This is a genomic window from Variovorax sp. OK605, from assembly GCF_900115445.1.
In the GTDB taxonomy this organism is placed as follows: Bacteria; Pseudomonadota; Gammaproteobacteria; order Burkholderiales; family Burkholderiaceae_C; genus Variovorax.
Window position 1 is genome coordinate 577,305 of the sequence record NZ_FOWL01000001.1, and the last position, 22,573, is coordinate 599,877.

Here is a 22,573-nt window from a genome sequence, read left to right on the forward strand (position 1 = left end):
TTCCATCTTTTACCAATTAAGAATAGAATAATTTATCCATTCATTTTGGTATTCAATGCCCCCCTCCTTCGCGACCTTGGCAGAAACAGCGCTTGCGTTCGTCCGCTCGCAGGGGGCCGCCTCCAGCGCCGAGATCCAGGCGCGGCTGGACATCAGCCAGCCGACCGTGTCGCGCACGCTGGCACCGCTGCTGCGCAGCGCAGATATCCTGAAGGTCGGCGCGGCGCGCTCGCAGATGTATGTCGCGCCCAGGCACGTCGAACGCGTAGGTGCGGAAGTGCCGGTCATCGAGGTGGATGCAAGCGGTGACGCGTCGGCCTTTGGCCGCATCGTGCCGCTGCAAGGGGGCCGCTGCTGGATGGACGAACAGGACGGCCCCAGCGCGCTGCACGACGGGCTGCCCTGGTTCCTCTCCGACATGCGCCCCCAGGGGTTCATCGGCCGCGCCTTTGCGCATGGCCGTCCCGAACTCGGCCTGCCCGCCAACCCCGAACACTGGAGCGACGACAACGTGCTTCAAGCGCTGTCGCTCTGTGGAGAGGACCTGCCGGGCAGCCTGGTGGCCGGTGGAGAGTCGTTTCGCCGCTTTCAATCGATCGCCGCGCGGCCAGCATCGCCAGTGACCGCCAACGACTACCCCGCCATGGCGGACAGCGCCATGCAGGGCATCTTGCCGGGCTCATCGGCCGGCGGTGAACAGCCGAAGTTCTGCACCGTGCGCGACGAACGGCAGGTGATCGTCAAGTTCTCCTCGGCCGGCAGTTCGCCTGCCGACAAGCGCTCGCGCGACCTGCTCGTCAGCGAGCATCTGGCACTTCGCACACTGCAAGAGGCCGGCATCGCCGCGGCCACCACGCGCGTGTTCATCGAAGCGGGCCGCGTGTTCCTGGAAGTCGAACGCTTCGACCGCACCGCCAGGGGCCGCGTCGGCATGGTGTCGCTGATGGCCTACGACGCTCAGCACATCGGCAAGATGGACAACTGGGCCGCCACCGCCAACCGCATGGCGTCGCGCGGGCTCCTGCGCGCGGACGACGCACGACGGCTGCGCTTCCTCGAAGCCTTTGGCCGGCTCATCGGCAATACCGATCGGCACTACGGCAACATCTCGCTGCTCATCGAGAACGGCACCTGGCGGCTGTCGCCTGCGTACGACGTGCTGCCGACGCTCTACGCCGCCACCAATGGGGAATTGCCGCCGCGCGAACTGGCAGCCGGCGGGTTGGTCCCGACCATCGAGACACTGGAGGAATGGCCCGCCGCGCGCCAACTGGCCACCGTGTACTGGCAGGCGGTTGCGACGGACACGCGCATCACCGCGCCGTTCCGCGCCATTGCCCGGAAGAACGCGCAGTTCACTGGCGAGGCAGCGGCGGGCTGAACCGCCCCGCTCAATCCGACTTGAGCACCGTCTCCCCCTTCAACACCCCCATGTCGCGGACGTTGAAGCGGTGGCGCTTCCAGCCTTCCCAGCTGCGGCGCACGTGCGTGACCGAGATCACGTAGTACAGGAACTTGAACATGCCCAGCGCGCGCCACATCGGCTTGCCGCGGTAGATGTCGCCGGCCAGCAGCGACATCAGGCCCTCCTTCACGCGGAACGGGTTGCCCGGGTGCATGAACATGTCGCGGATGGTCGGGTTGGTCGCGCGGTAGATGAACCACGAGTACTCGCGCGGGCCCTTGCGCGTCATCAGCTCGAACCCCTTGCGCGCCGCGGGCAGCGAGGCCGGCTTGTCGAGCGCCGTGGCCACCAGGCTTGCGCCGTCGAAGGCGCTGGTCATGGCCAGGTACACGCCCGAGGAGAACATCGGGTCGATGAAGGTGAAGGCGTCGCCCAGCATCAGGTAGCGATCGCCCGTGGCGTGCGTGCTGGTGTACGAGAAGTTGCCGGTGGCATGCACCGCGTCGTCGACCAGCGTCGCGTTCTTCAGCCGCTCCACCAGCACCGGGCACAGCGCGATGGTGTCGTAGAAGAACTCCTTCAGCGGCTTGTCGCGCGTCTTCAGGTAGTACGGCCAGCAGACCGCGCCGATGCTGGTGGTGCCGTCGGCCAGCGGAATGAACCAGAACCAGCCGTGCGGGAACCAGCAGATGCTGATGTTGCCTTCCTTCTTGCCCTCGAGCCGCTCGGCGTTGGTGAAGTGGCCGAACAGCGCGGTGCTGTTGTGGTCGGGGTTCTTTTCCTTGCAGCGGAATTTGTTGGCCAGCAGCGTGTCGCGGCCGGTGGCGTCGACCACGAAGCGGGCGCGCCAGCTGCGGCGCGCGCCGTCGTCCATCTCGGCCTGCACGACGGCGCCGTCGGCGTCGAAGACCACGTCGCGCACCTTGCAGCCTTCGATGGTCTGCGCGCCGCGCGTGGCGGCGTTGCGAAACAGGATCTCGTCGAGGTCGGAGCGGCGCACCTGCCAGGCGGAGTCGAGCGACTTGTCCAGGCCTTCGGCAAATTCGACGTAGCTGCGGTACTCGTGCTCGGGCGAGACGAACTCGATGCCGAACTTCGGCATGCCGATCTTCTCGACCTGGTCGCGCACGCCGAGCTTCTCGAACAGCTCGACATTCCCCGGCAGCAGCGATTCGCCGATGTGAAAGCGCGGGTGGTGCGCCTTTTCGAGCAGCACCACCTTGCGGCCCTGCTGGGCCAGCAGCGCGGCGATGGTCGAGCCGGCGGGGCCGCCGCCGACGACCATCACGTCGCAGGATTCGTCGGCCACGCCGGGCGCCGCGGCCGTCGGGGCCACGGGGGAAGAAGCTTGAGGCAGGGACATGCGGAGGCAAGCGTCATTGTTAACAATTGATAAGCATAGCCTGCCAGCCGCCCTGAATGCAAAACCGCAATCCCGGCTAAGTACGGCGGGCCGGCCGCGGGCAAACTCCGGCCATGCCCTCGACCCTACGCCGCGCAGAACAAAGCTACCGGGAACGCGTGGCCCGCGTCGTCGCGGCCATCGTGGCCGACCCGATGGCCGGGCACCGGCTGGAAGACCTGGCGCGCCTGGCGCATTTCTCGCCGTTCCACTTTCACCGGGTCTACAGCAGCATCGCGGGCGAAACCGTGGCGGCCACGGTGCGGCGCGTGCGGCTGGCCCTGGCCACGCGGCTGCTGGAAGCCGGCGGCCAGAGCGTCACGCAGGTCGCCATGGCCGCGGGCTACGACAGCCCGCAGGCGTTCACGCGCGCCTTCGGCCAGTTCACGGGCCAGTCGCCGCGCGAGTTCCAGCAGCAGATGCACGCCGCGATGCTCGCCGGCCCGGGGGCCTCGGATGCGCCGGCCGTGCGGATCGTCGAGCGCCCGGCGCAGCGCGTGCAGGCGCTGCGCCACCACGGCCCGCCGTCGACCATTCCCCATACGCAGCGCCGGCTGCACCTGCATCCGCACCTGCACCCGGACCTTCACGACGGCACCGCCGGCGTGACGGCCTGGCTCGGCGCCTCCTTCGGCGACCCGGACGATGCCGAGGGCTTCAGGTACTACGCCGCGGCCGCCTCGCGCCAACCGTGGCCGGCGGGCGGCGACCTCGAGACGCTGGTGCTTCCGGCCGGCCGCTATGCCCTGCACTGCCTGGTGGGCCCCTACAGCCGCATCGACGCGGCCATCAACACGCTGCACGCCCGCTGGCTGCCGGCCAGCGGCTACGAGCCGGACGACCGGCCCACGCTGGAGCACTACCTGAACTCGCCGCGCACGGCCACGCAGGCCGAACTGCGCACCGACCTGCTGATTCCCATCCGCCGCGCAACCATGCCATGACCCTTGCCACGACCCTTGCCCTTCCCCTTGCCCGCCTTCTTTTCCTTGCCACCCTCTGGCTCTCGGTGGCCGCGCACGCGGCGGGCTTCAGCTTCATCGAGGTGCCCGCCGACGGCAACGGCCCCGCGCTGCGCGGGGCGGTATGGACGCCCTGCGCGTCCGCGCCCGGCAGGATCGCGCTCGACCCGCTGGTCATCGCCGGCACGCGCGACTGCCCCGTGGCCGGCAGCGCGCTGCCGCTGGTGGTGGTCTCGCACGGCACGGGCGGCTCCTTTCTCGGGCACCACGACACCGCCGCCGCGCTGGCGGACACGGGCTTCGTGGTGGCCGCCATCAGCCACCCGGGCGACAACTTCCAGGACCTGAGCCGCCAGGGCCACCTGTCGGCGTTCGCGACGCGGCCGGTGGACATGAAACGGCTGGTCGACCACATGCTGGGCGCGTGGCCCGGGCGGTCGGCGCTCGATGCGGACCGCATCGGCCTGTTCGGCTTTTCGCGCGGCGGCTACACCGGGCTGGTGGCGGTCGGCGCCGTGCCCGACCTCACGCTGCGCAAGGACCTGTGCCCGGCGGACTCACGGGTGCCGCTGTGCGGCGAGATCCGCCGCGGCGACCTGCCAGCGCTGCTGGTGTCACCCGCTCGGGACCCGCGCATCAAGGCCGCCGTCATCGTCGATCCACTGAGCGTGTTCGACGCGGCGGGCCTGAAGCAGGTGACGGTGCCGCTGCAGCTCTGGGCGTCCGAGTTCGGCGGCGACGGCGTGACGCCGGACAGCGTGGCGGCCGTTCGCCGCGACCTGCCCGCGCCCCCGGACTGGCATGTGGCCGCCGGCGCGGCGCATTTCGCTTTCCTGGCGCCGTGCGCGCCAGCCATGGCCAATGCCCTGCCCGAGATCTGCCGCGACGGGCCCGGCTTCGATCGCACGGCCTTTCACACCGCCTTCAACGCCGAGGTGGTGGCCTTCTTCAGGCGGCACCTGGCAAGCCCGGGGCACGCGCTTCAGGCGCCTCACACGCCTCAGGCACCGCGCGCACCTCAGTAGGCGATCGCGTTCAGGTCGATGCGCCGCACCAGCCGCGACTGCTCCAGCTGCTCGCAGCGCATGAGCAGGTTGACCATGTTGATGCCCACGGCGTCGGCCAGCTTGCGCGCGGTGACGATCGACGGAATCACCAGCCCGCGCTCCACCTCGCCCACGTAGGAGCGATTGAGGTCCGCGCACCGGGCCAGCTCGTCCTGCGACCAGCCCTTGCCTTCGCGCAACTGGCGCACGACCGTGCCGAAGTCTTCGACGAATTCCTTCATGCGCCACCTGCCTTCGGTGCGGCCTGCAGGCTGGCCTGCGTGACGCTCGCGCCGGCCGGCACGTCGTCGGTGATCCACACGTTGCCGCCGATCACCGCGCCCTTGCCCAGCGTCACGCGCCCCAGGATGGTGGCGCCGGCGTAGACGACCACGTCGTCTTCCACCACCGGGTGCCGCGGCAGGCCCTTCTGCAGGTTGCCTTCGGCGTCGGTCGGGAAACGCTTGGCGCCCAGCGTCACGGCCTGGTACAGCCGCACGCGCTTGCCGATGACGGCCGTCTCGCCGATCACCACGCCCGTGCCGTGGTCGATGAAGAAGCCCGCGTCAATGCGCGCGCCGGGGTGGATGTCGATGCCGGTCTGCGCATGCGCCAGCTCGGCCACGATGCGCGCCAGCAGCGGCAGGCCGAGCTTGTAGAGCTCGTGCGCCAGCCGGTGGTGAATCATGGCCAGCACGCCGGGGTAGCACAGCAGCACCTCGTCCACGCTGCGCGCGGCCGGGTCGCCCTGGTAGGCGGCCAGCACGTCGGTGTCGAGCAGGCGGCGCAGCTGCGGCAGTGTGTTGCCGAACTGGCGGATGGCCTCGGCCGCCACGCCGTCGATCTCGCTCGACGGGCGCGGCTCGTGGCGGGCGTTGTAGTTCAGTTCGAGCCGTGCCTGCACCAGCAGCGACTGCAGCGCGGAATCGAGCGTGTGGCCGACGTAGAAGTCCTCGCTCTCGTGGCGCAGGTCGGGCGGGCCGAGCCGCATCGGGAACAGCGCGCCCTTGAGCGACTCGATGGTCTGCGCGAGCGCGTCGCGCGACGGAAACTCGCGCGTGCCGGGCTCGCGCGACCGGCGCTGCGAATCGCGCCACTCGTCGCGCACGCCGTGCAGCGCGCGGACGATGTCGCTCACTTCGAATTGGGCCATGTAGGGGTACCCCCGGTAGGTAAATGGACGGGTCAACGCAACAGATGCTGCCTCAGGGCAACAGCGGCGGCTGTCATCGATCTTCCCGCAAAATGGCAGGCCGCACCTGAGCGCACCCGCACGAACCTGCAACATCGAGGACATCACGTGAGCGAGCCCACCCCCGACCCCGACATGGTCCTGTGCATTCCCGGCCCCTGGACGGACAGCACCGAACTCATCGGCCGCCTCGCGAAGGACAGCGACGGCTACCTCTTCGCGGGGCGCATCCTGATGTGCATGGCCACGCGCTTCAGCTGCGAACTGGTCTTCGAAGGCGCCGACGAGCGCATGCCCAGGGCCTTCGAGGTGTCCGGCCCGCACTGGCGCGACACGCCGGAGATGGCGGCCATTGCCGCGCACCGGTCGGTCGTGTACCTGGTCGGCTCGGGCGGCAGCCGCGAGAACGCCGAGGCGCTCATGCGCGCCGGCGCCGCGCTGCTTCGCGCGAGCGGCCTGGGCGTCAAGGTCGAGAGCACGGGCCTGTCGTACAAGCCCTCGGACTGGTTCGATCACTGCGAGAACCTCCATCTCTTTTTTGCGCACCGCGCGCTGGTCGTGTACCTCACGGGCGAAGACGTGTGCTCCTGCGGCATGCACAACCTCGGCCTGAAGGACGCGGTCACGCACGGCGCGGGCGACCCGCCGGAAACGATCGAGCTGCTGCGCGTGTTCACGCGCTACCTGTTCACGGAGTCGCCCACCGTCCGCGCGGGCCAGACTTTCTCGGTCGCGCAGGACGCGCCGGCCTACCGCATCGAAGAGGAAAGCGCGCAGACCTACGAAGAAGACTCGCTCTTCCACAACCCGTACGGCATCTGGCGGCTGGTGCCGCTGGTGCCACCGGTGCCGCTCGAACGCTGACAAGAAAAAACCCGGCGCCAATGCGGCGCCGGGTGTTCGCAAGCCCGAGGGTCCGTCAGAGCTTGGCGATCGAAACCTCGGTGGACTTCACGAGCGCGACCACGTCGGAGCCCACCTTCAGCTGCAGCTCGTCGACCGAGCGCGTGGTGATGACCGAGGTGACGATGCCCCAGGCGGTCTCGACATCGACTTCGGAGACGACGTCGCCGCGGATGATCTCGCGGACCTTGCCCTTGAACTGGTTGCGCACGTTGATGGCTTGAATGGACATGATGGGTTCTCTTTCAGGTTGATGGGGGAAGGAATTCAGGAGAAGCATTCGGCAGCAGAAGCGGCGCCTCAGGCGATCTCGGCCACGTCGTCGAACGCCAGCCGCGGCCCGCGCTCGAAGGTGCCGGCGTGGTCGGCCACGCCGAGGTTGACCAGGAAGTTGGCCCGGTAGCGCCCGTCGGCAAAGAAGGCCTTGTCGACCAGGTCGGCGTTGAAGCCCGACTGCGGCCCCGCGTCGAGCCCGAGCGCGCGCGCCGCCAGGATCAGGTAGGCGCCCTGCAGGCTGCTGTTGCGGAATGCCGTGGCCTGCGCGGCCTCGGCGCTCTTCTCGAAGATGGGCTTGGCGTCGTAGGCCGGGAACTGCGTGGGCAGGTGCTCGTAGAAGCGCGTGTCGTGCGCCACGATCACCGTGACGCCGGCCGCCAGCGTCTGAGCGGTGTTGCCCGCGGACACGGCCGGCTTCAGCCGGGCCTTGGCCTCTTCGCTGCGCACGAACACGTAGCGCGCCGGCTGCGCGTTGAACGCGGTCGGGCCCCACTTCACGAGGTCGTAGAGCCTGTGGATCAGCTCGTCGCTCACGGGCACGGGCTTGAACGCGTGCACGGTGCGGGCCTTGCGAAACAGCTGGTCCAGCGCGGCGTCGGGAATGGCTTGCAATGTGGTCATGGCTTTGGGAAAGTGCTTCAGTTCGACGCCGCGGCCAGGGCCTGGTCGAGGTCGGCGATCAGGTCGTCGATGTGCTCGATGCCGACCGACAGGCGCACCGTGTCCTCGGTCACGCCGGCCCGGGCCAGCTCTTCGGGCGACAGCTGGCGGTGCGTGGTCGAGGCCGGGTGCGTGGCCAGCGAGCGCACGTCGCCGATGTTCACCAGGCGCGTGAAGAGCTTCAGCGCATCGAGGAACTTTGCCCCGCCCTCGCGTCCTGCGCCAATGCCGAAGGTCAGCACGCCGCTGGAACGCCCGCCGAAATACTTCTTCGCCAGCGCGTAGTCCGGGTGGTCTTCCAGCGCGGCGTAGTTCACCCAGTTCACGGCCTTGCTCTTCTTCAGGTGCTGCGCCACCGCCAGTGCGTTGCTGCTGATGCGGTCCATGCGCAGCGCCAGCGTCTCGATGCCCTGCAGGATCAGGAAGGCGTTGAACGGCGAAATGGCCGCGCCCGTGTTGCGCAGCGGCACCACGCGCGCGCGGCCGATGTAGGCGGCCGCACCGAGCGCCTCGGTGTAGACCACGCCGTGGTAGCTCACGTCGGGCTCGTTCAGGCGCTTGAAGCGCTGCTTGTGCTCGGCCCACGGGAACTTGCCCGAGTCGACGATGGCGCCGCCGATGCTGGTGCCATGCCCGCCCAGGTACTTGGTGAGCGAATGCACCACGATGTCGGCGCCGTGCTCGATGGGCCGGCTCAGGTAGGGCGAGGGCACGGTGTTGTCGACGATCAGCGGCACGCCGTGGCGGTGCGCGATCTCGGCAATGGCCGCGATGTCGGTCACGTTGCCCGCTGGGTTGCCCAGCGACTCGACGAACACCGCCTTGGTCTTCTCGTCGAACAGCTTCTCGAAGCTGGCCGGGTCGCGGTGGTCCGCGAAGCGCGTGGTGATGCCGAACTGCGGCAGCGTGTGGGCGAACAGGTTGTAGGTGCCGCCATACAGCGCGGTGCTGCTGACGATGTTGTCGCCGGCCTCCGCGATGGTCTGGATGGCATAGGTCACGGCCGCCTGGCCCGAGGCCAGCGCCAGCGCCGCGATGCCGCCTTCCAGCGCGGCCACGCGCTGTTCGAGCACGTCCTGCGTCGGGTTGTTGATGCGGGTGTAGATGTTGCCCGGCACCTTCAGGTCGAACAGGTCGGCGCCGTGCTGCGCGCTGTCGAACGCGTAGGCCACCGTCTGGTAGATGGGCGGCGCCACGGCGCGCGTGGTGGGCTCGGGGGAATAGCCGGCGTGCACCGACAGGGTTTCGAATTTCCAGTTCTGCGACATGCGACTGCCTTTCAGGTTGGCGAAGGAATGAAGGCGCTCAGATCGCCCAGCGCAGCGCGTGCGCGGGGGTGCCGGGCCAGTTGGCGTCGGTGCTCTGCGGGCCGGTGTCGTCCGGCTTCTGCAGCACCCTGTCGAGGATGCGTTTCTCGATGGCCGCGAACGCCGGGTCGCCCTGCGAACGCGGGCGGGCCAGCGCAATGTTCTCGTCGAGCGCGATGCGCCCGTCTTCGATCAGGATCACGCGGTCGGCCAGCGCCACGGCCTCCTGCACGTCGTGCGTCACCAGCAGCGCGGTGAAGCGGTGGCGCTGCCACAGGTTCTCATGAGCCGGTGCATCTCGATGCGCGTCAGCGCATCCAGCGCGCCCAGCGGCTCGTCGAGCAGCAGCAGCCGCGGGTGGTGCACCAGCGCGCGCGCCAGGGCCACGCGCTGGCGCTGCCCGCCCGACAGGCGCGCCGGCCATTCGTTCTCGCGGTCGGCCAGGCCGACCTGCGCGAGCACCTCCTTGCCGCGCGCCTTGGCGTCGCTGGGCAGGCCCAGCGTCACGTTGTCGAGCACGCGGCGCCAGGGCAGCAGGCGCGCCTCCTGGAACATGATGCGGGTGTCGTCGTGCAGGCCGTGCACGGCGCGCCCGTCGGTGTAGAGACCACCGTCGCTCGGCTCCTCGAGCCCCGCGATGAGCCGCAGCAGCGTGCTCTTGCCGCAGCCGCTGCGCCCGACGATGGCGATGAACTGGCCCGGCTCGATGGTCAGGCGGGTGTTGCGCAGCACCTCGCGCGCGCCGTAGCGCTTGTGCAGGCCGCGCGCTTCCAGGCGAACGCCGCCAGCGATGGCGGGGGGTTGGATGTCTTTCAGAACGGCACTCATGGTTTCAGGCTCCAGGCTTGAACAGCGCCACATTCAGCGCATCGATTTTTCGGGGCAGCAGCTTCTCGGCGAAGAAGGCGTCGGCGATGCGCTGCTGCTCGCCCAGCACCTCGGGCACCACCGGGCGCACCGCGTAGCTGCGGCGGCCGTTGGCCTGCTCGATGGTCGCGGCGTCCAGGCCCCAGACGGGCGACAGCAACGCGGCTGCGTCCTTCGGGTTCTGCTTGACCCACTTGCCGGTCTTCTCGAGCTCGGCGTAGACCACGCGCAGCACGTCGGGCCGCGCCTTCGCGAACCTGGTGCTCGCCAGGTAGTAGCGCTGGTACGACGCGATGCCCGCGCCATCGGCCAGCACGCGCACCTTCGACTGGCCCGGTTGACGCTGGGCGGCGGCCAGGAACGGGTCCCACACCACCCACGCGTCGATGGCGCCCTTCTCGAAGGCGGCGCGGCCGTCGGCGGGCGTGAGGTAGGCGGGCACTATGTCCTTGAACGACAGGCCGGCCTTGTCGAGCGCGGCAATCAGCAGGTAGTGCACACCGGCCGCCTTGGCGAAACCGACCTTCTTGCCCTTGAGGTCGGCCACGGTCTTCAGCGGCGAGTCTTCGCGCACCACGATGGCTTGCGCGGCGGGCGACGGCGCCTCCTGCGCGATGAAGGTCAGGTCGGCACCGGCCGCCTGTGCGAACACCGGCACGGTGTCGGCCACGTCGGCGCTGATGTCGAGGTTGTCGAGGTTCAGCGCCTCGAGCAGCGGCAGGCCGCTGGTGAACTCGTGCCAGCTCACGCTCACGTCGAGCGGCGCGAGCTGCTTCTCGAGCGTGCCCTGCACCTTCAGCAAGGCGATCAGCGTGGATGACTTCTGGTAGCCGAGCCGCACGGTCGCCGGCCGCGAGGTGGTGCCTTGTGCGAAGGCGGCCGTGGCACCGGCCGCGCCCAGCGCGCCCAGCGTGGCGATGGCCTCGCGTCGGGAAATTCTGGAATGCGTCATGTCCCCTGCCCTCACTTCGTCTTCTTCTGGTAGCCCGGATGCCACCGCAGCCACCATTGCTCCAGGCCGCGCGCGAACAGGTCGGCCAGCTTGCCGAGCAGCGCGTACAGCAGGATGCCCACCAGCACGATGTCGGTCTGCAGGAACTCGCGGGCGTTCATCGTGAGGTAGCCGATGCCGGCCTGCGCCGAAATGGTCTCGGCCACGATCAGGATCACCCACATCAGCCCGAGCGAGAAACGCAGGCCCACCAGGATCGACGACAGCGCGCCCGGCAGGATGACTTCGCGGTACAGCTGCCAGCGCGACAGGCCGTAGGTGCGGCCCATCTCGATGAGCTGCGGGTCGACGTTGCGGATGCCGTGGAAGGTGTTCAGGTAGATCGGGAAGAACACCGACACCGAGATCAAGAACAGCTTGGCCGACTCGTCGATGCCGAACCACAGGATGACCAGCGGGATCAGCGCGAGCGCGGGAATGTTGCGCACCATCTGGATGGTGGAGTCGAGCAGCGTCTCGGCGAACTTCACCGAGCCCGTGAGCAGGCCCAGCAAGAGCCCCGCCCCGCCGCCGATGGCCAGGCCCGCGAGCGCACGGCCCGCGCTGACCTTCACGTGCGTCCACAGTTCGCCGGAGGCCGTGAGCGTCCACGCGGCCTTGACCACGTCGACCGGCGCCGGCAGCACGCGCGTGCTGAGCCAGCCCAGCGACGACGCGATCTGCCAGGACACGATGAGCCCGACGGGCACGAGCCACGGCACCAGCCGTCCCAGCACGTTGAGCGCGAAATTCTTCAGCGCATGCCCTTCACTCACGGCGGGCACACCGGCTGGCAGGTCCTGAACTTGTTCGGTCATGACGATCCTTCAGCTTTGGGAAACGAGGCGCGAAGGCGCATCGAGATTTGCCACGACCTCGCCGAACGGCCCGCTCAGCGAGCCACCGGCCAGTTGCGTTTTCGCCTTGCGCGAAAGCAGCGGGAACACCAGCTCGGCGAAGCGGTAGGCCTCTTCGAGGTGCGGGTAGCCCGACAGGATGAACTTGTCCAGACCCAGCGCCGCGTATTCCTCGATGCGCGCCGCCACGGTCTTCGCATCGCCCACAAGCGCGGTGCCGGCACCGCCGCGCACCAGGCCCACGCCGGCCCAGAGGTTGGGCGCGATCTCGAGTTCGGCGCGCGAGCGCCTGGCGCCGCCCGCATGCAGCGCGGCCATGCGGCGCTGGCCTTCGGAGTCCATGCGCGCGAAGGCGGCCTGGGCGCGGATGACGGTGTCGTCGTCGACCCGGCTGATGAGTTCTTCGGCGGCCTTCCACGCGGCGTCTTCGGTCTCGCGCACGATCACGTGCAGCCGGATGCCGAACGCCACCTTGCGGCCCTTGCGCTCGGCGCGGGCGCGCACGTCGGCGATCTTCTTGGCCACTTCCGCGGGCGGCTCGCCCCAGGTGAGGTACGCGTCGACCTGCCCGGCGGCCAGCTCGTGCGCCGGGGCCGAGGAGCCGCCGAACCACACGGGCGGGTACGGCTTCTGCACCGGCGGGTACAGCAGCTTGGCGCCCTTCACGCTCAGGTGCTTGCCGTCGTAGTCGAAGGCCTGGCCGTCATGGCTGCGCGCGAGGATCTCGCGCCAGATGCGGATGAACTCGTCCGATTGCTCGTAGCGCGAGGCATGGTCCAGGTACACGCCGTCGCCTTCGAGCTCGGTCTGGTCGCCGCCGGTCACCAGGTTCACCAGCAGACGCCCGCCCGAAAGGCGGTCGAAGGTCGCGGCCATGCGCGCGGCCAGGCTGGGCTGGTGCAGGCCGGGGCGCACCGCAACCAGGAACTTGAGCTTCCGGGTCGAGCCGATGAGGCTGGACGCGATGACCCACGGGTCTTCGCACGAGCGGCCCGTGGGAATGAGCACGCCTTCGTAGCCGAGGTTGTCGGCCGCGCCGGCAATCTGCTGCAGGTAGGCCAGGTCGACGGGGCGCGAGCCTTCGCTCGTGCCGAGGTAGCGGCTGTCGCCGTGCGTGGGGAGGAACCAGAAGATCTGCATCACGCGACTCCCGCGCCGGCGGCGTCGAGCACGTTGATCTTTTTCGGGATCAGCTTGAGTTCGAAGAAGGTGTCGGCGATCTTCTGCTGCTCGGCCAGGATGGCCTTGGTGATCGGCGTGGTGCCGTAGGCGGAGCGGTTCACCGACAGCTCGGCCACCGGCTTCGGCAGGCCCCAGAGCGTGGCGAGCTCGCCGGCCAGTTCACCCTTGTTGGCGGCGCCCCAGACGTCGATCCTGTTGATTTCCTCGATCGCGATGGCCAGCACGTCGGCGTTCTTCGCCACGTAGTCGAGCGAAGAGAAGTAGTACGCGCGATTGCCGACCACGCCGGTGGCGTCGGCCAGCACGCGCGCGTCGAGCGTCTTTTCGGCCGCGGCCAGGAACGGGTCCCAGATGACCCAGGCGTCGACCGAGCCCTTTTCGAAGGCGGCGCGCGCATCGGCCGGCGGCAGGTAGACCAGGTTCAGGTCGGCATACGAGAGGCCGTGCTTCTCGAACAGCTTGACGATGAAGTAGTGGACGTTCGAGCCCTTGTTGAGCGCGATCTTCCTGCCCTTGAGTTCCGCCACGGTCTTGATGGCCGAGGCCTTGGGCACCAGCACGGCCTCCGACTGCGGGCGCGCCACGGTCGCCCCCACGTAGGCCAGCGGCGCACCGGCGGCCTGCGCGAAGATGGGCGGCGCTTCGCCCACGTCGCCGAAGTCGATGGAGCCCACGTTCAGTGCCTCGAGCTGCACCGGGCCGGCCGTGAACTCGGTCCATTTCACCGTGACGCCGAGCGGCGCCAGGCGCTTCTCCAGCGTGCCGCGGCCCTTGAGCAGCGTGAGGTAGCCCTTCTGGTTGCCGATGCGCAACTGGCGCGCCGGCGCCTGCGCCAACGCGGCGAACGACGGCAGCGCAACGGCGGCGGCCACGCCCTGGATCAGGCGGCGGCGCGGGGTGGAAATCTGGTGTGTCATGGCAAGGCTCGCTGGGTGTGCGCCGCGCTCAGGCGGCGGCGATGAAGCTGACGATCAGCGCGATGGCGCTGACCACGATGGCGCTCACGGCGAGATCGCCGAGCGCGTGCCAGAGGGAACGCGGCGCGGTGCCGATGTCGAGCACGGCGTCTTCGGTGGCAACGGGATTCATGCGGGGATTCCTGGGTGCAGAACTTCGGGCAAAACTGTCCCCCGGCCGCGCACGGGCGGCTTCAAGAAACGGGGGAAGGAAATGGGTCTGGCGTGGCTGGGTTCGGCGAAGAACCCCGCGTTCAGACGCTACATCGCACGCGAGAGAACGGCACCGGCTCGAAGCCGTGGGTGGCGGGCAGCTTCAGGCCTTCGGTGGCCAGCACCTCGACCGCTTCGTTGAGCCGCTCGGCCAGGTCGGGGTGCACCTGGTAGGCGTTCTCGGGCGTGAGCGTGATCTGCGAATCGCTGGCGTATACGCCTGGCAGGATGTGGCGCGCCGCCAGCGACTGCAGCACGGGCCGCAGCGCGTAGTCGAGCGCCAGCATGTGGTGCGGGCTGCCGCCGGTGGCCAGCGGCAACACCGTCTTGCCCTTGAGCGCGTTCTGCGCCAGCAGGTCGAGAAAGACCTTGAGCACGCCGCTGTAGGCCGCCTTGTAGACCGGCGTGGCCACCACGATCACGCGGGCCTCGGTCACCCTGGCAATCGCGTTCACGATGGCCGGATGGTTCCAGTCGGCCAGCAGCAGCGCCTGCGCGGGCAGGTCGCGGATGGCGAGGCGCTCGATGCGCGCCTTGCGCTGGGCCAGCCGCTCGCCCACCGCTTCGAGCAATGCGGTGGAACGGGAGGGGGCCGAAGGGCTGCCGGCAATCAGGAGAACGGACACGGGAGACTTTCTGTTTGCTTCGGAAATTCAGGCCGAGCCGGGCCACGGCACCCGCGCAACGGGTGCCTGCACTGCCGGCCTGCGGGCGGTTGGCTTACTTTTGCTTGGGCGCGTAGATCTGGTCGAAGGAGCCGCCGTCGGCGAAGTGCTCCTTGTCGGCCTTGGCCCAGCCGCCGAAAGCCTGGTCGATGGTGACCAGCGTCAGCTTGGGGAACTGCTTGTCGTACTTGGCCTTGGCCTTGTCCGAGGTCGGGCGGTAGAAGTTGCGACCGGCGATGTCCTGGCCTTCGTCGGAGTACAGGTACTGCAGGTACTCCTCGGCCACGGCGCGCGTGCCCTTCTTGTCGACCACCTTGTCGACCACCGCCACGCTGGGCTCGGCCAGGATGGAGATCGACGGCACCACGATCTCGAACTTCTCGGGGCCGAATTCCTTCAGCGCCAGGAAGGCTTCGTTCTCCCAGGCCAGCAGCACGTCGCCCACGCCGCGCTGCACGAAGGTGATGGTCGCGCCGCGCGCGCCGGTGTCGAGCACCGGCACGTTCTTGAACAGGTTGCCGATGTATTCCTTGGCCTTGGCGTCGCCACCGTACTTGCGCTTGGCGAACTCCCAGGCGGCCAGGTAGTTCCAGCGCGCGCCGCCCGAGGTCTTGGGGTTGGGCGTGATCACCTGCACGCCGGGCTTGACCAGGTCGTCCCAGTCCTTCAGGCCCTTGGGGTTGCCCTTCTTCACCAGGAACACGATGGTCGAGGTATAGGGGGCGGAGTTGTGCGGCAGGCGCTTCTGCCAGTCGGGCTTGACCAGGCCGCCGTGCGTGACCAGCGCGTCGATGTCGCCGCCCAGGGCCAGCGTGGCCACGTCGGAGTCGATGCCGTCGATGATCGAGCGGGCCTGCTTGCCCGAGCCGCCGTGCGACTGCTTCACCGAGACGTCCTGGCCGGTCTTGGCCTTCCAGTGCTTGGCGAAGGCCTGGTTGTAGTCCACGTACAGCTCGCGGGTCGGGTCATAGGACACGTTCAACAGCGTCACCGGGCCCTTGGCAGCCGCCGCGGCCTGGGCAAACGCCGGCAATGCCGACAGGGCAAATGCACCGGCCACGCCGGCACCCAGGGAAAGCTTGATAAAGTCGCGGCGAATGCTCATGGTGTCTTGCTCTAAAAAGGCATATCAATGAAGCTGCGTATTCTCAATACGACATATAGAAACTGGAACGACCAAGTTCTCAGTTCTAAATAGCTAAATCAACTAAGCAACCGCTTTCCCCACTTTTCCCGTTCAAAGGCAATCGAAATGGCACGCATGGTTCAGTGCATCAAGCTCGGCAAAGAGGCCGAAGGGCTCGACTTCCCGCCCTACCCAGGCGAGCTGGGCAAACGCCTCTGGGAAAACGTCAGCAAGGAAGCCTGGGCCGCCTGGCTCAAGCAACAGACCATGCTGGTCAATGAAAACCGCCTCAACCTGGCCGACCTGCGCGCCCGCCAGTACCTGGCGCGCCAGATGGAAAAGCACTTCTTCGGCGAAGGCGCCGACGTCGCCCAGGGCTACGTGCCGCCCCCGGCCGCCTGAGCACCCTCCCCGCCGTGGCCGCCGAGCTGGCGCAAGCTCGCCATGTGTTCCTGAGCGGCCGCGGGTTGCCCCAGGCGTGGGCCGGACAGCCGCAATGGCTGATTCTCGAAACCGGCTTCGGCCTGGGTCTTCATTTCCTGACAACGTGGCACGCGTGGCGCTCGGACCCCGAGCGGCCGCGCATGCTGCATTACGTCTCGACCGAAGCGCGCCCGGTCTCGGCTGAGGAGCTGCTGCGCGCGGCGCAGGCCCACCCCGGCCCACCCGGCCAACCTGGCCTGGCGTCCCTCGCCGGAGAGCTGGCCGCGCAATGGCACGGGCTGCTGCCCGGCTTTCACCGGCTCGCGTTCGACGACGGGCGCGTGCTGCTCACCCTGTGCATCGGCGATGCGCAGGCGATGCTGCGCGCGCAGCGCTTCGAGGCGGACAGCCTCTTTCTGGACGACTTCGGGCCGCGGGAAGACCCGGCCCTGTGGTCGCCTGACGCACTCAAGGCCGTGTCCCGTTTTGCGCGGCAAGGCACGGCCATTGCCAGCTGGAACACGGCGCAGCCGGTGCGCGACGCGCTCCGGCAGTGCGGTTTCATGCTCGAGGAACGCGACGACGGCCTGCGCGGCGTGTTCGCGCCCGCCTGGACGGTGCGGCGCCGCGGGCCCGTCCCCGAGCGCATCGACACGCCGGGCCGCTGCGCGGTCATCGGTGCCGGGCTGGCGGGCGCGGCCGTGGCGGCCAGCCTCGCGCGGCGCGGCTGGCAAGTGACGGTGCTCGACGCGGCCGACCGGCCAGCCGCTGGCGCCTCGGGGCTGCCCGTGGGCATGCTGGCGCCGCATGTGTCGCCCGACGATGCGTTGCTGTCGCGGCTCACGCGCGCCGGCATCCGCGCGACGTGGAGCGAGCTGGTGCGGCTGCTGGAAGAAGGCCGCGACTGGCGCGCCAGCGGCGTGCTCGAGCGCCGGCCCGACGGCGACACGCGCGTGCCCGCCGGCTGGAGCGGCGACGGGCCGAATGAGTCGTGGCCCGCGAATGCCGAGCAGTTGGCGGCCGTCGGCCTGCCCGGCGACACGCCCGCGCTCTGGCATGCGCGCGCGGCCTGGGTGAAGCCGCACCAGCTGATCGCCGCGTGGCTGCGGCAACCCGGCGTCGAGTTTCGCGGCGGCTGCCATGTGGCGCGCCTCGAGCCTCATGCGGGCGGCTGGCAGCTGTTCGACGCAGACGGTGAATGGCTGGCCGATGCCGACCGCGTGGTCGTCTGCGCCGGATTCGAATCGGGCCGCTTCGCACCCGCGCTGCCCTTGCAGTCCGTGCGCGGCCAGGTCGCCTGGGGGCCTGTGCCTGACGGCACCGCCGACCCCGCCTTGCCCCCCCTGACCACCCTTCCCACCACGCCGATCAACGGCGACGGCCACCTCGTCGCGCAGGTGCCCGTCCCGCACGGCCCGCCGATCTGGCTGGCCGGCGCCACCTTCGATCGCGACAGCACCACGCTCGAGCCCACCGAAGCGGACAGCCTGGCGAATCGCGATCGGCTCGCCCGCCTGCACCCGGCCGCAGCCGCCGCGCTGGCCGGCACGTTCGAACGCGGCGAGGTCCACACATGGGTCGGCGTGCGCTGCGCGTCCGGCGACCGGCGCCCCCTGGTCGGCCCGATCGGCCCCCTCGGCCCCATCGGCGCGATCGGCGCGCCAGCCGCCGGCCTCTGGGCCTGCACCGCGCTGGGCTCGCGCGGCCTGAGCTTCGCCGCGCTGTGCGCCGAACTGCTGGCCGCGCAATGGCATGCGGAGCCGCTGCCGCTGCCAGCCACGCTGGCCAAGGCGCTCGGTACGCAGCGCCTCTAGCCAGGGCAGCGTCCTGCTCGCCTGGCCTGCCCGAAGGCGCCGAGCAGCTGGTCGAGCCGGCTGTCGCCTTAGACGCGCAAAATGCGGCGCATGGCCACCCAGTACGACATCAAGCACACCACCGTCTATCGCTACAACAAGCCGGTCACCTTCGGCTTGCACCGCGTGATGTTCCGTCCGCGCGACAGCCACGACCTGCGCGTGCTCGCCACCGACCTGCAGGTGAGCCCGCAGGCCTTCACCCGCCTGATCCAAGATCCGCACTCCAACTCCGTGGCGCTGGTGCAGCCGATGGGCGAGGCGACCGAGCTGCGCATCGTCTGCTCGTTCACCATCGAGCACGTGCCGGCGCAGCAGGACCAGCTCGCGCTCGACCCGGCCGCCGAGTTCCTGCCCTTCGCCTACACGCTGCAGGAGCGCCTGGACCTGGAGCACTACCTGCGCCCGCACCACGACGACGACAGCCAGGGCACGCTGATCCGCTGGGCCCACCAGTTCCTGCACGCCGACAAGCCCAACAGCACGCGCGAGGTGCTCACGCGCATGAACGCGCACATCGGCCAGAGCCTGGAGTACAAGGCGCGCGACGAGGAAGGCACGCAGACGCCGCTGCAGACGCTCACGCTCGGCAGCGGCAGCTGCCGCGACTACGCGCTGCTGATGATGGAAGCCACGCGCCGCCTGGGCATCGCGACGCGCTTCGTCTCGGGCTACATCTACGACGCGGCGCTCGACATCGCCGCGCCGGCGCAGGGCGAGTCGATGACCGGCGCCGGCACCACGCACGCCTGGCTGCAGGCCTACCTGCCGGGCGTGGGCTGGCTCGCCTTCGACCCGACCAACAACCTGATGGGCAGCGGCCAGCTCATCCGCGTGGGCGTCACGCGCGACCCGGCGCAGGCCGCGCCCATCTCGGGCAGCTGGTACGGCGACGCGGAGGCCTACGAAGGCCTGGAGGCGTCGGTGGTGGTCACGCGCCGCAAGGACTGACCCGCTGGTGCCTGCTGCGGCGCGCTGGCGGCTGCGCTGCCGCGTGCCGGTGCCTGCTGTCGCGCAGGCGATAGCCGCTGCGGGTAACCCCGCAGCTACACATTTCGCAACACCCCTACGCTGCGCCGCCGGCTCGGTGAAATAGCACGGTCGTTCTGTATGACCGGGGGTGCAGTGCTGCGCCGGTTTTTCTTCCCAAGACCCACAAGAACGGAGAGAGACACACATGCATTCAGCGCGCCTGACACTCATTGCCCTGGCAGCCAGCCTCGTCGTCGCATCCTGCGGCGGCGGCGGCGGCGGCGGCAACAGCGGCTTCTCGTTCACGCCGGTGGCCGAGGTGCCGCCCGCACCTCCCGCCCCGCCGCCGGCCGTCGCCCCGCCGCCCGGCCCCGTCGCGGAAGAAACCCGCCTGCAGGACAGCCGCAATTCGTTCGCGCCGGCCGACCCCACGGCCACCACCTTCGCCGCGCTGGCCGCCGACGCGAGCGACACCGTCGACAACAGCACCACCAGCCGCTGGGCCGGCATGCTGGGCGGCGCGCAGTACCACATCGAGGTGCCGCAGAACTGGAACGGCAAGCTGGTGATGTACGCCCACGGCTATGCGGGCGAAGGCAACAAGCTGGAGGTGAGCGACCCGTCGATCCGCCGCCACTTCATCCAGCTGGGCTATGCCTGGGCCGCTTCGAGCTACAGCAAGAACTTCTACGACGTGCGCGCGGGCGTGGAAGACACCAACGCGCTGGCCCTGCAGTTCAACGCCATCGCCAAGGCCAACGGCCGCGATGTGGCCGTGCCTTCGAAGATCTTCATCACCGGCCATTCGATGGGCGGCCACATCACGGCGGCGGCCATCGAGGACGAGACCTACGCCACCGCCAACCACAAGGTCAAGTACAACGGCGCGGTGCCGATGTGCGGCGTGGTGGGCGACACCGAGCTGTTCGACTACTTCGCCGGCGCGCAGGTGGCCGCGCAGGCCCTGGCCGGGCAGGCCAGCTACCCGACGCCGAAGTGGGTGGACATCGCCGCGCAGGTGGGCGGCGTGCTCTTCACCGACTTCACGACCTCGCCGGTTCCGAACATCGACACCACGGTCATCGGCGCCCGGTACGCCTCGGTGATCGAGAACCTCACCGGCGGCGAGCGCCCGATGTTCCCGCTGGGCTTCAAGAGCGGCGGTTCCTTCGCCGCCGTGTGGGGCGTGTTCGGCAGCGACGGCACGGTCAACGGCATCCTCAACAAGAGCACGCTGGACACCAACCGCTTCACCTACAAGATCAGCGGCGACATCCCGCGCTCCGACACGCTCAACGCCGATGCGCAGAAGCTCACGGCCGCAGTCGACGCGAACCGCCTGCGCACCGACGGCCTGCGCTGGATTCCCAAGGTCAACGGCGAATTCAAGATTCCGGTGGTCACGCTGCACACGCTCGGCGACCTGTACGTGCCGTTCAGCATGGAACAGATCTACAACAAGCGCGCGGCGGCCAAGGGCAACGGCGGCTGGCTGGTGCAGCGCGCCATTCGCGGCATCACGCACTGCGACTTCACCATCAAGGAGCAGGAAGAGGCTTTCGACGACATGGTCGCGTGGGAGCACGACAGCGCCGCGAAACCAGCGGGCGACGACGTGATCACGCCGGCCACGGTGAAGGACCCCGACTACGGCTGCACGTTCACACGCCCGCTCGGCACGCTGGATGAAAGCAACACCAGCAAGGCCACGCGGCCGGTCGGGGCGGCATTGAGCCCCTGCGCGCCCATCTGACGCCCATCTGAGCCAGGCGATCAGCCCGCGGGCGGCACCGCCGCCCGCGCCGCCGCCAGCCTGGCCTCCAGTTCCGCGACGAGCGCCCTCGCCTCGTCGCCCTGCGGAATGTTGCGGCCGCTGTCGCGCCATGCGACAGCGCTCTTGAAGCCTTCGACCTCCGCCTGCCGGCGAAACCACATCCCCTCGGGGTTGTGGCGCGTCACGCCGTCGAACACGGTGGCGAACATCTGGCTCTGCTCCAGCCCCATCGAATGCCACACCTGGTTGACCACCAGCTTGTGCATCATCAGGTGCGAGCGCGGCACGCCCGCGATGCGTTGCGCGAGCTTCAGCGTGGCGTCGTCGAGCTGCTCGGCGGGCACCGAGAAATTCGCCAGCCCCCATTCGGCGGCCTGCGCGCCGTCGATGGTGTCGCCCGTGAACATGAGCTGCTTGGCGCGCAGCGCGCCCAGCCGGTAGGTCCACATGGCGGTGGTCGGGCAGCCCCACACGCGCGTGGGCATGTAGCCGATGCGCGCGTCGTCGGCCATGGCCAGCAGGTCGCAGCACAGCGCGATGTCGCTGCCGCCGGCTACCGCGTAGCCGTGCACCTTGGCGATGGTGGGCTTGTGGCAGCGCCACAGGGCCATGAAGTCGTCGGTGTTGCGCTTCATGGCGGCGTAGTCGAGCATCGGGTCCCAGGGCGTCTTCTCTTGCCGGCAGGGGTGGTCGCCCTTGCCTTCACGGCCATGGCCCTCGGCGTAGTCGCCCAGGTCGTAGCCGGCGCAGAAGGCGCGCCCTGCGCCCTCGACCACGATCACGTGCACCTCGTCGTCGGCTTCGGCCCACTCCACCGCCTTGCGGATCTCGGCCGGCGTGGTCTCACCGATGGCGTTGAGCTTGTCGGGCCGGTTGAGCACGAGGCGCGCAATGCGCGGGTGCCGCGGGTCCTTGTCGATCAGGACGGTGTCGAAGGCGGGCATGTGGCTTGTCTCCTTGCGGCGATGTGCTGGGCGGTGATGGGCGATGCTGTCGCGCCGCTCTTGTAGCATCGACCGCCGCACGCACGCAAACCATGGAAGCCCCGATGACCGCGACGTTCCGCATCTCCGAAGACGACTACCTGGCCGCCATGAAGCTCCATGCCAGGCTCACCCCCGCGCGGCTCGCGCTGACGGTCGGGATCGGCCTGCTGCTGGTGCTGGGCGCGGCATTCGGCCCGCCGCTGTTGGAGGCCGCATCCGTCGGCGGGCTGGTCGGCGGCGGCGGCGTGCTGCTGGCCACGCGCTTCATCGTGCTGCCGCTCATGGCGCGGCGCCACTACCGCAAGTACAAGGCGATCCATGAAGAGTTCAACGCCGAGCTGCTGGACCACGGCCTGCGCCTCACGGTACCCCACTCCGACCACACGATCGTCTGGCAGAACGTGCTCAAGTGGCGCCACGACGGCCGCTTCGTGCTGCTCTACCCGATGCCGCGGCTCTTCCACGTCGTGCCGAAGTCGGTGGCCGCCCGGGGCTTCGACCTGAAGGGGCTGCTGGAGCGGTTGAACCGGCACGTCGGACCACCGGCCTGACTTA

23 protein-coding genes and 1 pseudogene are annotated in these 22,573 nt (G+C 69.2%); 9 read left to right on the forward strand and 15 right to left on the reverse strand.

Features of this window, described 5'->3' with window-relative positions; translation table 11 throughout:
• The first annotated feature begins 76 nt into the window (after positions 1-76).
• Positions 77-1,381, forward strand: a complete 1,305-nt coding sequence (gene yjjJ, locus BM013_RS02660; protein ID WP_256221362.1) for a type II toxin-antitoxin system HipA family toxin YjjJ — start codon at positions 77-79, stop codon at positions 1,379-1,381.
• 10 nt (positions 1,382-1,391) lie between these two features.
• Here the strand turns inward: yjjJ and BM013_RS02665 are convergent, their stop codons facing one another.
• Positions 1,392-2,768, reverse strand: coding sequence for an NAD(P)/FAD-dependent oxidoreductase (locus tag BM013_RS02665; RefSeq protein WP_093122446.1), 1,377 nt, complete (start codon positions 2,766-2,768; stop codon positions 1,392-1,394).
• Positions 2,769-2,881: 113 nt separating this feature from the next.
• On the opposite strand from BM013_RS02665, the gene BM013_RS02670 reads away from it, so the two are divergent.
• Together BM013_RS02670 and BM013_RS02675 are read left to right on the forward strand one after the other, a co-directional pair.
• Positions 2,882-3,751 carry an AraC family transcriptional regulator gene (locus BM013_RS02670; RefSeq protein WP_093122448.1) on the forward strand — a complete coding sequence of 290 codons (870 nt, stop codon included), beginning with the start codon at positions 2,882-2,884 and terminating at the stop codon, positions 3,749-3,751.
• Complete coding sequence (locus tag BM013_RS02675) at positions 3,748-4,794, forward strand: alpha/beta hydrolase family protein (protein ID WP_177225408.1); 1,047 nt, start codon at positions 3,748-3,750, stop codon at positions 4,792-4,794. Before BM013_RS02670 ends, BM013_RS02675 begins: the two co-directional genes overlap by 4 nt.
• Here the strand turns inward: BM013_RS02675 and BM013_RS02680 are convergent.
• Positions 4,788-5,057 (reverse strand): helix-turn-helix domain-containing protein, encoded by a 270-nt coding sequence (locus tag BM013_RS02680; RefSeq protein ID WP_093122452.1) that lies wholly within the window; start codon positions 5,055-5,057, stop codon positions 4,788-4,790. The genes BM013_RS02675 and BM013_RS02680 overlap by 7 nt on opposite strands.
• Entirely contained in the window at positions 5,054-5,968 is a 915-nt protein-coding gene (epsC, locus tag BM013_RS02685; protein ID WP_093122454.1) for a serine O-acetyltransferase EpsC, read from the reverse strand. Before epsC ends, BM013_RS02680 begins: the two co-directional genes overlap by 4 nt.
• Before the next feature lie 147 nt (positions 5,969-6,115).
• On the opposite strand from epsC, the gene BM013_RS02690 reads away from it, so the two are divergent.
• Positions 6,116-6,871, forward strand: a complete 756-nt coding sequence (locus tag BM013_RS02690; protein WP_218153628.1) for a DUF4261 domain-containing protein — start codon at positions 6,116-6,118, stop codon at positions 6,869-6,871.
• A gap of 55 nt (positions 6,872-6,926) precedes the next feature.
• Here BM013_RS02690 and BM013_RS02695 read toward each other — a convergent pair whose 3' ends face one another.
• The 11 genes and pseudogenes from BM013_RS02695 to BM013_RS02740 all read right to left on the reverse strand — a co-directional run bounded on the left by BM013_RS02695 (position 6,927) and on the right by BM013_RS02740 (position 15,989).
• Positions 6,927-7,142 carry a TOBE domain-containing protein gene (locus tag BM013_RS02695; protein ID WP_007829250.1) on the reverse strand — a complete coding sequence of 72 codons (216 nt, stop codon included), beginning with the start codon at positions 7,140-7,142 and terminating at the stop codon, positions 6,927-6,929.
• Between the two features lie 68 nt (positions 7,143-7,210).
• Positions 7,211-7,807, reverse strand: coding sequence for a malonic semialdehyde reductase (locus tag BM013_RS02700; protein WP_093122457.1), 597 nt, complete (start codon positions 7,805-7,807; stop codon positions 7,211-7,213).
• Between the two features lie 17 nt (positions 7,808-7,824).
• Positions 7,825-9,114: an O-acetylhomoserine aminocarboxypropyltransferase/cysteine synthase family protein gene (locus BM013_RS02705; RefSeq protein WP_093122459.1), complete on the reverse strand. Its 1,290-nt coding sequence runs from the start codon at positions 9,112-9,114 to the stop codon at positions 7,825-7,827.
• Between the two features lie 37 nt (positions 9,115-9,151).
• Positions 9,152-9,981, reverse strand: a pseudogene (locus tag BM013_RS02710) (ATP-binding cassette domain-containing protein).
• 4 nt (positions 9,982-9,985) lie between these two features.
• A complete protein-coding gene (locus BM013_RS02715; RefSeq protein WP_093122462.1) occupies positions 9,986-10,972 on the reverse strand; it encodes an aliphatic sulfonate ABC transporter substrate-binding protein in 987 nt (328 codons plus the stop codon).
• Positions 10,973-10,983: 11 nt separating this feature from the next.
• Positions 10,984-11,829, reverse strand: coding sequence for an aliphatic sulfonate ABC transporter permease SsuC (gene ssuC / locus BM013_RS02720; protein ID WP_093122463.1), 846 nt, complete (start codon positions 11,827-11,829; stop codon positions 10,984-10,986).
• Positions 11,830-11,838: 9 nt separating this feature from the next.
• Positions 11,839-13,008, reverse strand: coding sequence for an FMNH2-dependent alkanesulfonate monooxygenase (ssuD, locus tag BM013_RS02725; protein WP_093123330.1), 1,170 nt, complete (start codon positions 13,006-13,008; stop codon positions 11,839-11,841).
• A complete protein-coding gene (locus BM013_RS02730; RefSeq protein WP_093122466.1) occupies positions 13,008-13,967 on the reverse strand; it encodes a sulfonate ABC transporter substrate-binding protein in 960 nt (319 codons plus the stop codon). The genes ssuD and BM013_RS02730 overlap by 1 nt, the downstream gene beginning before the upstream one ends.
• Before the next feature lie 28 nt (positions 13,968-13,995).
• Positions 13,996-14,139 carry a hypothetical protein gene (locus BM013_RS41140; RefSeq protein WP_177206484.1) on the reverse strand — a complete coding sequence of 48 codons (144 nt, stop codon included), beginning with the start codon at positions 14,137-14,139 and terminating at the stop codon, positions 13,996-13,998.
• Positions 14,140-14,260: 121 nt separating this feature from the next.
• Positions 14,261-14,845 carry an NADPH-dependent FMN reductase gene (ssuE, locus tag BM013_RS02735; protein WP_093122468.1) on the reverse strand — a complete coding sequence of 195 codons (585 nt, stop codon included), beginning with the start codon at positions 14,843-14,845 and terminating at the stop codon, positions 14,261-14,263.
• A gap of 94 nt (positions 14,846-14,939) precedes the next feature.
• Complete coding sequence (locus tag BM013_RS02740) at positions 14,940-15,989, reverse strand: sulfate ABC transporter substrate-binding protein (protein WP_093122470.1); 1,050 nt, start codon at positions 15,987-15,989, stop codon at positions 14,940-14,942.
• Positions 15,990-16,136: 147 nt separating this feature from the next.
• Between BM013_RS02740 and BM013_RS02745 the strand changes: the two genes are divergently transcribed.
• From BM013_RS02745 to BM013_RS02760, 4 genes are all read left to right on the forward strand, one after another.
• The gene (locus BM013_RS02745; protein WP_093122472.1) at positions 16,137-16,412 is read left to right on the forward strand and encodes an oxidative damage protection protein; all 276 of its coding nucleotides are present in this window, start codon (positions 16,137-16,139) and stop codon (positions 16,410-16,412) included.
• A gap of 14 nt (positions 16,413-16,426) precedes the next feature.
• Complete coding sequence (gene mnmC, locus BM013_RS02750; protein ID WP_256221363.1) at positions 16,427-18,247, forward strand: FAD-dependent 5-carboxymethylaminomethyl-2-thiouridine(34) oxidoreductase MnmC1; 1,821 nt, start codon at positions 16,427-16,429, stop codon at positions 18,245-18,247.
• A gap of 90 nt (positions 18,248-18,337) precedes the next feature.
• Complete coding sequence (locus tag BM013_RS02755; RefSeq protein ID WP_256219859.1) at positions 18,338-19,237, forward strand: transglutaminase family protein; 900 nt, start codon at positions 18,338-18,340, stop codon at positions 19,235-19,237.
• Between the two features lie 226 nt (positions 19,238-19,463).
• Positions 19,464-21,011: an alpha/beta hydrolase family protein gene (locus BM013_RS02760; protein ID WP_093122479.1), complete on the forward strand. Its 1,548-nt coding sequence runs from the start codon at positions 19,464-19,466 to the stop codon at positions 21,009-21,011.
• A gap of 20 nt (positions 21,012-21,031) precedes the next feature.
• Here BM013_RS02760 and BM013_RS02765 read toward each other — a convergent pair whose 3' ends face one another.
• Positions 21,032-21,976 carry a crotonase/enoyl-CoA hydratase family protein gene (locus BM013_RS02765; protein ID WP_093122481.1) on the reverse strand — a complete coding sequence of 315 codons (945 nt, stop codon included), beginning with the start codon at positions 21,974-21,976 and terminating at the stop codon, positions 21,032-21,034.
• A 104-nt stretch (positions 21,977-22,080) separates the two neighbouring features.
• Here BM013_RS02765 and BM013_RS02770 point away from each other — a divergent pair, with 104 nt between their 5' ends.
• The gene (locus BM013_RS02770; protein ID WP_093122484.1) at positions 22,081-22,569 is read left to right on the forward strand and encodes a YcxB family protein; all 489 of its coding nucleotides are present in this window, start codon (positions 22,081-22,083) and stop codon (positions 22,567-22,569) included.
• Positions 22,570-22,573: the final 4 nt, after the last annotated feature.

Coding starts and splice junctions, on each gene's coding strand:
- BM013_RS41140 (WP_177206484.1), bottom strand. CDS start 14,139: ATGAATCCCGTTGCCACCGAAGACGCCGTGCTCGACATCGGCACCGCG.
- BM013_RS02705 (WP_093122459.1), bottom strand. CDS start 9,114: ATGTCGCAGAACTGGAAATTCGAAACCCTGTCGGTGCACGCCGGCTAT.
- BM013_RS02680 (WP_093122452.1), bottom strand. CDS start 5,057: ATGAAGGAATTCGTCGAAGACTTCGGCACGGTCGTGCGCCAGTTGCGC.
- BM013_RS02700 (WP_093122457.1), bottom strand. CDS start 7,807: ATGACCACATTGCAAGCCATTCCCGACGCCGCGCTGGACCAGCTGTTT.
- BM013_RS02670 (WP_093122448.1), top strand. CDS start 2,882: ATGCCCTCGACCCTACGCCGCGCAGAACAAAGCTACCGGGAACGCGTG.
- epsC (WP_093122454.1), bottom strand. CDS start 5,968: ATGGCCCAATTCGAAGTGAGCGACATCGTCCGCGCGCTGCACGGCGTG.
- BM013_RS02765 (WP_093122481.1), bottom strand. CDS start 21,976: ATGCCCGCCTTCGACACCGTCCTGATCGACAAGGACCCGCGGCACCCG.
- BM013_RS02665 (WP_093122446.1), bottom strand. CDS start 2,768: ATGTCCCTGCCTCAAGCTTCTTCCCCCGTGGCCCCGACGGCCGCGGCG.
- BM013_RS02755 (WP_256219859.1), top strand. CDS start 18,338: ATGGCCACCCAGTACGACATCAAGCACACCACCGTCTATCGCTACAAC.
- BM013_RS02715 (WP_093122462.1), bottom strand. CDS start 10,972: ATGACGCATTCCAGAATTTCCCGACGCGAGGCCATCGCCACGCTGGGC.
- BM013_RS02730 (WP_093122466.1), bottom strand. CDS start 13,967: ATGACACACCAGATTTCCACCCCGCGCCGCCGCCTGATCCAGGGCGTG.
- BM013_RS02770 (WP_093122484.1), top strand. CDS start 22,081: ATGACCGCGACGTTCCGCATCTCCGAAGACGACTACCTGGCCGCCATG.
- BM013_RS02740 (WP_093122470.1), bottom strand. CDS start 15,989: ATGAGCATTCGCCGCGACTTTATCAAGCTTTCCCTGGGTGCCGGCGTG.
- BM013_RS02760 (WP_093122479.1), top strand. CDS start 19,464: ATGCATTCAGCGCGCCTGACACTCATTGCCCTGGCAGCCAGCCTCGTC.
- BM013_RS02695 (WP_007829250.1), bottom strand. CDS start 7,142: ATGTCCATTCAAGCCATCAACGTGCGCAACCAGTTCAAGGGCAAGGTC.
- ssuC (WP_093122463.1), bottom strand. CDS start 11,829: ATGACCGAACAAGTTCAGGACCTGCCAGCCGGTGTGCCCGCCGTGAGT.
- ssuD (WP_093123330.1), bottom strand. CDS start 13,008: ATGCAGATCTTCTGGTTCCTCCCCACGCACGGCGACAGCCGCTACCTC.
- BM013_RS02745 (WP_093122472.1), top strand. CDS start 16,137: ATGGCACGCATGGTTCAGTGCATCAAGCTCGGCAAAGAGGCCGAAGGG.
- BM013_RS02675 (WP_177225408.1), top strand. CDS start 3,748: ATGACCCTTGCCACGACCCTTGCCCTTCCCCTTGCCCGCCTTCTTTTC.